Origin of the sequence: Geobacter sp. (genome assembly GCF_027327745.1) — a bacterium.
Lineage (GTDB): Bacteria > Desulfobacterota > Desulfuromonadia > Geobacterales > Geobacteraceae > Geobacter.
Genome location: NZ_DAHVYG010000054.1, coordinates 1 through 10,732 on the forward strand (window position 1 = coordinate 1; position 10,732 = coordinate 10,732).

Sequence of the window (10,732 nt, forward strand, 5' to 3'; positions counted from 1 at the left end):
CACCGCCGCCCTGACCGCCATCGACTCGGCGATCACCAACGTCTCCAACATCCGCGGTACCCTGGGCGCCGTCCAGAACCGTCTCCAGTCCACCATCAACAACCTGCAGGTTTCGGTCGAGAACCTGAGCGCCGCCGAGTCCCGGATCCGCGACGTGGACGTCGCCTCCGAGACCGCCGCCCTTACCCGCGCCCAAATCCTGACCCAGGCCGGCACCGCCATCCTGTCCCAGGCGAACCAGACCCCGCAGTCGGCCCTTTCGCTCCTGCGGTAATAGAGCGCTAAAGCGGAACGAAAAGGGGGGGCGAGAGCCTCCCCTTTTTTCGTGCCGGGGCGCCGGAGGGGCCGATCTTCCGGCAGCGACGCACGTTCTTCTTGACAAAAGGGCTAAAGTTTCCGGTTTCCGAACCGATACGGATAGTAACGGCAGAGGAGTGCCCTCGTTCCCACAGGAGTGAATGCGCGGCCTTGTTGTGGAAAATGGAGCCGTATTTGCATTGACGGCTCAAGGAGGTAGTGTCATGGCAGATCTTTCGGTTGGCGGGTTGGCGACAGGCATCGACACCACGTCTCTCATCTCCCAGCTCATGTACCTGGAGCGGGCGCCCGAACGCGTGCTCCAGAGCAAACAGGCGACGATGCAGAGCCAGGTGGATATCTACAACCAGATATCCAGCCTCCTCAATTCGCTGCAAACGATTGCTGCAGGTATGAATACCCCCACCACCTTCATGGGTAAAACCTCTTCGGTGGGGGACAGTACGGTCGTGAGTGCCACTGCGACAAGTACGGCAACCCCGGGAAGCCACACAATCGTGGTGACGAGCCTTGCAAAGAACCAGCGTCAGGTTACCGACGCCGGTGTTGCCGATGCCGATGTCACCAATTTCAACTCCGGCAGCATCGTCATCAACGGCGGCGCTTCGCCGGTAACCGTCACCATTGCTGAGGGGCAGAACTCTCTTAACGGGATCGCCGCGGCCATAAACGGGTCGGGTGCCAATGTCACCGCCTCGGTCATCAATGACGGCTCGGCCAACCCGTATAGACTCGTGATTACCGGCAAAGATACCACGAACTACACCCTCGATTTTTCCGGATTGGCGACGGCGCCGGCCAGCCCCACCGGTGCCCCCTACGCGAATCCGACCATCACCCAGTCCGGCCCCACCTACCAAACGGGGGCTTCGGCCAGCTTCAGCGTCGACGGCGTCGCCATCACCAAGACCTCCAACACCGTCACCGATGTGATCCCGGGGGTTACTTTTACTCTTCTCAAGGAGGGGGGGGCCACGACGTCTGTGACGGTTGACAACGACGTTGCGGGCGTTACGAAAAAGATCACCGATTTCATCGGTGCGTACAACGCAGCCATGTCGCAGATCAACAAGCAATCGGACTACAACACGAGCACCAAGCAAGGGGGGGTCCTCTCGGGCGATTCAACCCTCCGGACGGTCAAGTCGCAGCTCCAGTCCATCATCAGTACGCCGGTGACCGGTGTCAACAGCGCCTTTGCAACGCTTGCCCAGATCGGGATCAAGACGGACTATACCAACGGCACCCTTACGCTGGATTCGACGACGCTCTCCGATGCTCTTTCGAGTAACTTCAACGACGTGGTCGACCTCTTCACCCACAACAGCGGAGTTTCCGGACTGTCTCAGGACCAGTACGGCGCGGCGGAGCAGTACAACCAGGTTATCGACCGGTTGACCCACATCTACGAAGGACCTACCTCTACGGCCAACGGCATCATCTCGACCCGGATCAGGGGGTTGACCGACTCCATCAGCGACATCAACGACCAGATCGACTCCATGGAAGTGCTCATGACGCAGAAGCAGAATAGTCTGAAGAAACAGTATGCGGCGATGGAGCAACTGGTCAGCGGCCTGCAGGGGCAGGGGAACACGCTTCTGACCTTTTTGAGCAGGAATACCTACTAAGCACCATCAGCGGGACGCCAGTCCGACCAGGAGGAAGCAGATGCTCTCACCCTTCAACCAGTACCAGAACACCCAGGTCAGCACGTCGAGCCCGGAGAAGCTTCTCCTGATGCTCTACGACGGCGCCATAAACTTCACGCGGATCGCCCTCGACAAGATGGAGAAGAAGGATATCGCCGGCAAGGGCAAGTTCATCGGCAAGGCCCAGGCGATCGTCTCGGAACTGATGAACACCCTGAACCACGAGGTGGGGGGCGATATCTCCCGACGGCTGGAGCAGCTCTACATCTACCTGATCGACGAGTACCTGGCGGCGAACATCAATAACTCCCCCCGCTCCCTGGAGAATGCGCTCAAAATTTTGACAATCCTGCGCGACACCTGGGCCGAGGCGATCGAGATCTGGCACCGGGAGCGAGTTGACCAGATTGCCCCCCTCACTGCGGCGGGACAGCAGCAGCCTCGGGCCATGGGGCAGATGGGATGACGGAGATCCCGGGGATACTCGCCGCGGCGGAAGAGCGGTACCGCCTTCTGCTGGCAGAGGCGGAGGCCCTTCTCCGGAGTTTTGACACCGCCACTCCCGAAGCTTTTGACGAAATGATGACGCGTCGGCAGACTCTGGTGGACGAACTACAAAAAATTGACGGAGAGCTCGCCGGAGTGCGGCAGGGAAACGGGGCGAAAGCCGCGGACAACGATGCCCTGGGGCGCTTTCGCCGTCTGCAGGAGGAGACGACCCGCCAGATCATCGAGATCGACGCCCTGGTGATCGCCCTCGCCCGTGAGCGGCTCGGCCGTCTGCAGGAAAACATGGGGGCCCTCGCCCGGGGGAAGACGGCACTCCACGGCTATGAACGAAGCGGGCGGGAGCGGCGCCCTGGATTCAACGACACCGTGTGACGGTCGACACGAAACCTTCATTCTCAACCAGGATGAGAGAACCATCTGCAAGGAGGCGTTCATGCAACAACAGGCAGAAGCAAGAAAAGGGAAGCCGGCCGCTGCGCCGGAGCAGGGGGAGGCCGCAGCCCTGATAGCAAAGGTCCTTGCCGACGGCAATGTCCATGCGGCCGAGATGCAGCACCACGCTCTGGAGACCGCGGCCGCATTCCGCGCCGGGAGCGAGCGGAAGGCGCTGGGAGACTACATCGAGCTCCTGGGCGGCTTTGACCCACTCGTGCAGACCCTGGACTGTGTCGGCCGGGCACTTGGCGTCGATTTCAACGCCACCGCGGTCGGCGATACGACGCTGGCGCGTTTCGTCGAGGATCTCAACGCGCTTCTTTCGGAGGCGATGAAGGCCCAGGAGCGCAAGGACTGGGTCCTCCTCGCCGATCTTATCGAGTACGAGATTGCCCCTCACCTGGCCACATGGCAGCAGGTCTTCGCCGCCCTCGGCATGAGGGTCCCGTCAGCCTGATTACTGACGTTAGTTTCATGTCAACTCAAGCGTTCGAATACGGGAAATACTTCGAGGAGCTCCAGAAGGTGAACCTTTCGGTCCGCCCGGGGGGCGGATCATCCTTTGACGGGACGGCGGCCATTACCTCCCTCAAGGGGAGCTTGGCGTGGCTGGAGATATTCGGTGCCGAGCAGCCCCCCTCCGGCATGGTGCGGGAAGGAGCCGAGGTCTCCCTCTCGGTCTGGACCGGGGGGGCGCTCTGCCGCTGTGATGCGGCCGTCGAGAAGGTGCGGGACGACCGCCAGTTTGCCGTGCGGCTTGTCGGTGACGTCCGGGAACTGCAGCGTCGCGAGTACTTCCGCCTCGACGTGACACTTCCCTTCATCTGGGAGCTCCTCCCCGGCCTGACGCCGGAGGAGGCCCAGGCCCGCTGGATGGCGGATCGGACGGAGCTCTGGCGTCAGCCCGAAATGGTCCCCGTCGGCGACGGCTACAAGGTGGTCGGCTGGAACGGCCGCGACATCGCTCCCGCGAGGGCGAACCTGAGCGGCGGCGGGATCCGGTTCCGGGTCTCCGAGTTCGTCGAGGCCGGCTCGCTCCTTGAGCTCACCCTGTTTCTCTCCCTCCCCCGGCCGCGGACCGTCTGCTGCCTTGCCGAGGCGATCCGCTGCCATGAGATAGCCCTGACCCTCGAGCGGGGGACCCATTACCAGCTTTCCATGAAGTTCACCACCATCAGCGACAAGGACCGGGAAGCGGTCATCTCCTACCTCTTTGCCGAGCAGCGACGGGAGCTGAAGGCGAAGAACGAGCGGCTCCCCGCCGGAGGGCGCTGGTGAGGCAGACGCGGGCAGAGGTTGCCGCCGGCCGCCGGGGTCATGAAACGGTCCGCGTGATCGGGGAGACGGGGGAGGAGTGCTATCTCCACTCGCTCTACGACCCGGTTCGGGAGGCCGAGGCCCACGCCGCGAAATCCCTCCCCTTCCCGACGGTCGTTTTCCTCGGCACCGGTCTCGGCTACCACATTCCCCTTACGCTTGCCTCCAATCCCCATGTCGAGCGGGTCGTGATCGTGGAGCGTTACCCGGAGCTGGCCGCCCGGGCGGCGGAAAGAATCACGAATCAATGCATCCGCGTCGAGCTGGTCACCGGTTTCGAGTCCGGCCGGTTTCCGCCGCTTCCCGAGGGGCTGGACGCGGCACGGCTGGGGATGGTCACCCACCCACCGTCGCTTCACGCCAATCCCGGCTGGTACGCCCATTTCCAGGTGGCGGTTGCCGTGGCCGGCCACGAATGCCTCCCCCGGTCGGAGGGCCGTAAAGACGGCCCCCTCACGGTGCTCGTCCCCTTCGAGGCCTACTACGCCCAGCGGGAATGCATCAACGGCTTCGAGTCGCTGGGGCACCGGGTGGTCGTGCTCGACCTCCGGGGGGTGGAGGGGGAAGAGGTGACCCCCTTCCGGGAGGCGCTCTTGCGGGAGCGCCCCGATCTCGTCTTCAGCGTCAACATGCGCGGTCTCGACCGGCGCGGCGTCGTGGCCGGCATGCTGGAGCGCCTCGGCATCCCGCTCGCCCTCTGGTTCGTCGATTCCCCCGAGTTCATCCTCTATGGCGAGGCGATGCCTCCCCCATCGGCGTGCCACGTCTTCATCTGGGACCGAAGCTACATCCCGGCCGTGGCCTCCCGCGGCTACCGAGTGAGCTATCTCCCCCTCGCCGCGGACACGACCCTCGCCGCGGCGGCACGGGTCCGGGAGGAGTTCCGCGCCCCGATCTCCTTCGTCGGCAATTCCCTGGCGAGCGGGTTCCTGGCGCGGCTGGCGGTCAAGTTTCCCGCCACTTCCGAGACCGCCGCCTTCGCCGAACGCGCCTTGGAACGGATCATCGCCTGCCGGGGCGATCAGCTGCGGCTCCTCGACGAGCTTCTCTCCGAAGCCGCGCCGCTGCTGCCGGACGACGACGCCCGCCTCTTCTTCCGGGCGTTTCTCCTCCACAGTGCCACCTCGGCTTACCGCGCCCGGCTCCTGCGGAGTCTTCTCCCCCTGGGGCTCACCTTCTTCGGGGACCCCGAAGGGTGGCAGCGGGTTCTGGGACCGGGGATCCGGGCTTTTCCCGACGTCAACTACTTCCACGAAACCCCGGCGGTCTACGCCTCGGCCGGCATCAATGTCAACGCCACGAGTCTCCAGATGCCCCACACCGTGAACCAGCGGGTCTTCGACGTCCCGCTCTGCAACGGCTTTCTCCTCACCGACCGCCAGGGGGCGTTGCACGAGCTGTTCGCGGAGGATGAGGTCGCGGTCTACGACACGGTCGAAGAGGCTGCGGAACTGGCCCGCTACTACCTCGACCGGTCGCGGCTGCGGGATGAAATCGTGCGGAAGGCAAAGGGGCGGGTGCTGGCGGAACATACCTACGGGCGGCGGATGGAAGTGGTGGCCAGGGAGACCTTCGCAAGCGCCTCCGCCGGTTACGGTGCCCGGCCATGAGTGGCGGCTCGCGCAAGGAGGGGCTCAGCGCCGTGATGATCGCCCGAAACGCCGAGCGCTACCTCTCGATGTCGCTCCGGTCGCTCCGGCGGGTCTCCCGGGAGATCGTGCTGGTCGATACCGGCTCCGACGACGACACCGCCGCGATCGCGAGCCGGTTCGGGTGCCGCATCTTCCGTTATCCGTGGGGGGATGATTTCTCCGCCGCGAAGAATTACGCGATCGAGCAGGCGCAGTACTCGTGGGTGCTCAGCGTGGATGCCGACGAAGTGCTCTTCGACAAGGGGGCGGCTCCCCTCCTGGCGGCGGTGATGGCGGCGGATGCCGTGCCGGCGTACCGGCTCTGGATCGACAACCTTCTCGACTCGGGAAGGATCGAGAGCCACCAGGCGCTGCGGCTGTTCCGCAACGATCCGCGGATCCGGTTCGTCAACCCGGTGCACGAGAGCGTCGGCGAATCCCTGCTGAAGCACTGGCCCGATGCCGTCCCTCCGGTGCTGGATCTCCGCCTGCGGCACTACGGCTATCTCTCGCTCAACGCCGCCGGCAAGCACCGCCGCAACCTGGAACTGATGGAGCGGTGGGTGGCCGCGCAGCCGGATAGCATTTACGCCCGCTACAAACTGGGGATGACCCTTGCGGAGATGGGGGAGGACGACGCGGCGTATCGCCACCTGCGCGCCACATTCGAACTCTTCGCGCGGTGCACAGAGCGGCAGACCTATCCCTTTCTGAGGACCTTCGTCGGGGAGTTCGGCAGGCTGCTGGAGGGGAGGGAGGCGGGCGAAGAGGCTCTGCGCATCAAGGGAGTCATGGCAAGGTGGTAGTGAAAAGGGATGCCGGCCCTTACGGCATCTTCTCCGGCTCCGCCTTTTCTCCTTCGCCCGAGAGGAGGACGATGTCGACGCGGCGGTTCTTGGCGCGACCTTCGGCGCTTGTGTTGTCGGCGATGGGGCGGAACTCGCCGAAGCCGGCGGCGGAGACGAGCCCCGGCTCGAAGTCGTAGGACTTCAGCAGGAAGTGGACGATGTTGGTGGCCCGGGCGGTGGAGAGCTCCCAGTTGGAGGGGAAGAGGTGGGAGCTGATGGGGACGTTGTCGGTGTGCCCCTCGACCCGCAGGGCGTTGGAGTACCCCGAGAGCGTCTCCGCCACCTTGGTCAGGAGCGGATAGGCGCTTTCCTTGACGATGGCGCTCCCCGAATCGAAGAATCCCGCCTCCTTCAGGCTCACCACGAGCCCCCGCCGGGTGATCCCCACGCTGACCTTCTCCTGGGCCCCCTGCTTGATGAGATACGCCTCCATGGCCGCCTTGATGGCGCGAAAGTCCTTCTCCTCGGCCCGCGCCCTCCCCTTGGTGGTCCCCCCCTGGCTCCGCCCCTTGTTGGTGAGGTCCGGAGAGATGGAGGGGATGATCCGCAGATCGGTCGAGTCGATGACGGCGGGCTTCGGCGCTGAGCTGGTGGTCGTGAAGCCGAACGACTCCTGCATCGACCTGATCACCTCTTCCACCTTCTTCTTGTCCGACTGCCCCATGGCGTAGAGGGTGACGAAGACGGCGAACAGCAGCGTGATGAAGTCGGCGTAGGAGACGAGCCACCGTTCGTGGTTCGGCTCTTTCTCGTGTTTGTTCTTCTTCTTGGCCATTCTCTATGCCTTAATGAACGAACGCCTTGAGCTTCTGCTCGATGAAGTGGGGGTTCTCGCCGTTCTGGATGGCGATGAGTCCCTCGATGACCATCTCCTTCACGAGGAGTTCCTCCTTGAGACGCTGCTTGAGCTTGGTCCCCATGGGGAGGCAGACGATGTTGGCGGTGACGAGGCCGTAGATGGTCGCCACGAAGGCGACGGCGATGCCGGCCCCGAGTTTGGAGGAGTCGGAGAGGTTCTCCATGACGTGGATGAGGCCGAGCACCGCGCCGATGATCCCGATGGTGGGGGCGTAGCCGCCGGCCGCCTCGAAGAACTCCGCGCTCACCTTCTCGTGCTCCTCGTAGTGGGCCACCTCGATCTCCAGGGTCTCGCGGAGCTTCTGGGGGTCGATGCCGTCGACCACGAGCGAAATCCCCTTCTTGGTGAAGGGGTCCTTGATGCTCTGGGCCTCCTGCTCCAGGGAGATCAGGCCGTTGCGGCGCGCCTTGGCGGCGTAGCCGATGATGTCCTTGATGACGGTCTCCGGGTTGTTGTTCGCCGGCATCAGCGCCTTTTTCGCATCCTTGAACGCCTTGATGATGGCCGGCAGGGGAAAGCTCCCGAAGGAGGCACCGAAGGTCCCCCCGAGCACGATGATCGCCGCCGTGGGCTGGAGGATCGCCCCCATGTGAAGCCCTTCCAGCGCTGCGCCGCCGAAGACGGCGCCGAAGCCCATTGCCCAGCCGATGAGTGTCGCTATATCCATGGTTGTGTATCCCGGTCAGTCGGTTCGGTTTTCGAGGCTGCAGCAGAGGCGGTATGCCGACCGCCGCCGCCTGGAGAGGTACTTCTTCGGGGTGCCGGTGGCGGCCCGCCGCATGATCCGCGCGTTGTAGGCGACGACCATGTCGATGATGGCGCATGCCTTCTCCAGCACCAGGTAACGGTTGCCGTTGGAGAGGGTGATGTGGGTGTCGGGGGTCTCCTCGATGGTTTCGATGAGGTCGGGGTTCACGTGAAGCTCGCTGCCGTCGAGACGTGTCAGTTTGATCATGGGCTGTCCTTTGTGCATTTCGGTTGCGTACATATCGTTTCGGCATCCGGCGGGAAAACTTTAGTGTCATGGGACTCGGGGCTCGGGACTCGGGACTCGGGACTCGGGACTCGGGACTCGGGACTCGGGACTCGGCAAAAGCCTTTCACCAGTCCCCAGCCCCGAGCCCCGGTTTTTACAGATTCGCCGCCAGACAGCGGCCGGTTTCGTAGAGCCGGTTGGTCTCCCGGGCGACGGCCCCCAGGTCGGTCTCGACCATGTTCTCCCTCATGAGGGTGAGGAAGGTGGCGATGGGGGAGACAAGCCCGTCCCGGTAGCCGAGGAGCTTCACCTCGGCCTCGATGGCCGCCTCGCGCTCGCCGAGCCGCTTGATCTTCTCCACCGGGAGCGGCTTCTTCCGGGCGGCTTCGGCGATCTCGGCCGAAATCCTCGCTCCCTCGGCCATGAGGCGGTAAAAGGGGCGGAGGGGCTCGTCCTGTGGCTCGCCGGCACGCTTCCCGGTCCCGTCGAAACAGCTCTTCCACATCGCCTCGCGCCGCTTGGTGAGGCGCTCCGCCGCCGGGTCCGCGTTGAAGATCCCGTCCCAGGTGAGGTAGCCGTCCGGCGCGAAGCCGCTCCGGTACACCCTCACCCCGGGGAAATCCCGGCCGGCGAGGCCGGCCTCTCCCTCCAGCAGCAGACGGGTCGCACTGAAGACCGCCTCTGTCGTGATGGCGGTGCGGCAGACCGGGTCGCCGCACTCCAGGCCGTAGGGGCAGGGGGAGCAGGGGATGTGGGGCTGGAGCGCCACGTGCCCCGCGCCGTAGGGGCCGGTGCAGCGGAAGAAGGCGGGGCCGATGCAGAGCATCACCGCCGGCACCCCCGCCGCGGCGGCGAAATGCATGGTCCCGGTGTCGTTGGAGACAAGCGCCGCGCAGCGCCCGACGAGGGAGTAGAGCCCCTCGATGCTCGTCTTCCCCACGGCGTCGACGGCGGGAAGCTCCATGGCGGCAAGGGCCTTCTCGGCCAGCTCCTTCTCGTTGGGGGCGCCGAAGAGGACCGTCGTCACCCCGAGCTCTCGCTGGAGGCGGTCCGAGAGGCGGGCGAAGTTCTCGACGGGCCAACAGCGGTTCGCCTCGCTGGCGCCGAGCTGGAGCCCCACGAGCCGCTTTCCTGCGAGCTTCTGCTCCGCGACGAACCGGGCGGCGGCCTCTTCTCCCCTGTCGGTAGGGGCGAGCTCCACCCGCTTCCCGTCGGGCATCACCCCCCCGAGGCGGGTGAAGATGTCCACCAGGTTGATGGGGTTGTATTTCCGGATATGGTCGTTGAACCAGCTGAAGACGTACTGTCCCCACCGGCTCCGGATGACGCGCTGTCCCCGTTCGTCGGCGATGAAGCCGGCCGCCTCGCGAAACTGCATGGCCGAGGCGAGGAAGGCGGAGAGCCCCGAGCAGGTGATGTTGACGAGGAGGTCGTACTCCCCCTCCTCCATCTGCCGCACGAAGGCATCCATCTTCAGGTAGGCGGCCAGCGGGGTCTCGCCGGTGGCGACCTCCCAGGCGATATCCTGCTTGGAGAGGACGATGGTCCGGTCGATTCCCTCGATGAGGGGGAGGATCCCCTGGAAACGGTCCTCCACGACGGCGGTGATCCGGGCGTCGGGATGGGCACGCCTTAGCTGTCGCAGGAGCGGGGTCGTCTGGATCAGGTCGCCGTAGCGGGCGATGGCGAGAAGCGCGATCTCTCTCATTCCGGTATCTTCTCCCAGAGGATCTCGACGTTCTGGAGCATGAGGAAGATCTTCTCCGCCCGGGAGAGATTCCCCTCGCCGGTCACGATGCCGCCGAGGATGTTCCCCATGCCGAACCAGCGCCGGTCGGGGAGCCCGGCCAGAAGCTCCGCAAGCCCCGGGTGGCGCTCCAGCTCCGCCTCCACCGTCTCCCGCTGCTCGATCCTTTTCCGCACCCGCTCCGCCACCCGGGGGAACTCCGCCACCATGGTCGCCACGAGCTCCTCCATGCGCCGCTCGTAGGTATGCTCGGCCAGGACCCGCCGACGCCCCCGCTCGATCACGTCGCGGCGGGCCTCCTCATCGCGGAGGTAGCGGTCGATCTTCTCCCGCACCTCCACGAGGTCCGAGAAGGTCTCCACCTCGTCCCCGGCAAAGAGCTCGGGGAGGAGCCGGCGGCGGTCGACGAGCTGGAAGGCGCCGCAGGCCGCGATCTCGA

At 64.9% G+C, this 10,732-nt stretch carries 13 protein-coding genes; 8 read left to right on the plus strand and 5 right to left on the minus strand.

Annotated elements, in window-relative coordinates; translation table 11 throughout:
• The 8 genes from M6689_RS10390 to M6689_RS10425 all read left to right on the plus strand — a co-directional run.
• The coding region (locus M6689_RS10390) for a flagellin (RefSeq protein ID WP_298271186.1) at positions 1-274 on the plus strand (274 nt) is incomplete at its 5' end.
• 247 nt (positions 275-521) lie between these two features.
• The gene (fliD, locus tag M6689_RS10395; protein ID WP_298271189.1) at positions 522-1,949 is read left to right on the plus strand and encodes a flagellar filament capping protein FliD; all 1,428 of its coding nucleotides are present in this window, start codon (positions 522-524) and stop codon (positions 1,947-1,949) included.
• A 40-nt stretch (positions 1,950-1,989) separates the two neighbouring features.
• The gene (gene fliS / locus M6689_RS10400; protein WP_298271191.1) at positions 1,990-2,436 is read left to right on the plus strand and encodes a flagellar export chaperone FliS; all 447 of its coding nucleotides are present in this window, start codon (positions 1,990-1,992) and stop codon (positions 2,434-2,436) included.
• On the plus strand, positions 2,433-2,852 hold the full coding sequence (locus tag M6689_RS10405; RefSeq protein ID WP_298271194.1) for a hypothetical protein: 420 nt from the start codon (positions 2,433-2,435) through the stop codon (positions 2,850-2,852). Before fliS ends, M6689_RS10405 begins: the two co-directional genes overlap by 4 nt.
• A 61-nt stretch (positions 2,853-2,913) precedes the next feature.
• Positions 2,914-3,372, plus strand: a complete 459-nt coding sequence (locus tag M6689_RS10410; protein ID WP_298271196.1) for a hypothetical protein — start codon at positions 2,914-2,916, stop codon at positions 3,370-3,372.
• Positions 3,373-3,389: 17 nt separating this feature from the next.
• A complete protein-coding gene (locus M6689_RS10415; RefSeq protein ID WP_298271199.1) occupies positions 3,390-4,193 on the plus strand; it encodes a PilZ-like domain-containing protein in 804 nt (267 codons plus the stop codon).
• A complete protein-coding gene (locus tag M6689_RS10420; protein WP_298271202.1) occupies positions 4,190-5,842 on the plus strand; it encodes a glycosyltransferase in 1,653 nt (550 codons plus the stop codon). Before M6689_RS10415 ends, M6689_RS10420 begins: the two co-directional genes overlap by 4 nt.
• On the plus strand, positions 5,839-6,669 hold the full coding sequence (locus tag M6689_RS10425; RefSeq protein WP_298271205.1) for a glycosyltransferase family 2 protein: 831 nt from the start codon (positions 5,839-5,841) through the stop codon (positions 6,667-6,669). Before M6689_RS10420 ends, M6689_RS10425 begins: the two co-directional genes overlap by 4 nt.
• 19 nt (positions 6,670-6,688) lie before the next feature.
• Here M6689_RS10425 and M6689_RS10430 read toward each other — a convergent pair whose 3' ends face one another.
• The 5 genes from M6689_RS10430 to M6689_RS10450 form a co-directional block, all read right to left on the minus strand.
• A complete protein-coding gene (locus M6689_RS10430; protein ID WP_298271207.1) occupies positions 6,689-7,486 on the minus strand; it encodes a flagellar motor protein MotB in 798 nt (265 codons plus the stop codon).
• A gap of 10 nt (positions 7,487-7,496) precedes the next feature.
• On the minus strand, positions 7,497-8,237 hold the full coding sequence (locus M6689_RS10435; RefSeq protein WP_298271209.1) for a flagellar motor protein: 741 nt from the start codon (positions 8,235-8,237) through the stop codon (positions 7,497-7,499).
• A 15-nt stretch (positions 8,238-8,252) separates the two neighbouring features.
• The gene (locus tag M6689_RS10440) at positions 8,253-8,525 is read right to left on the minus strand and encodes a flagellar FlbD family protein (protein WP_298271211.1); all 273 of its coding nucleotides are present in this window, start codon (positions 8,523-8,525) and stop codon (positions 8,253-8,255) included.
• A gap of 175 nt (positions 8,526-8,700) precedes the next feature.
• Positions 8,701-10,254 carry a glycosyltransferase family 9 protein gene (locus M6689_RS10445; protein WP_298271213.1) on the minus strand — a complete coding sequence of 518 codons (1,554 nt, stop codon included), beginning with the start codon at positions 10,252-10,254 and terminating at the stop codon, positions 8,701-8,703.
• On the minus strand, positions 10,251-10,732 hold a 482-nt coding region (locus M6689_RS10450; RefSeq protein ID WP_298271216.1), incomplete at its 5' end, for a glycosyltransferase. The genes M6689_RS10450 and M6689_RS10445, both read right to left, overlap by 4 nt.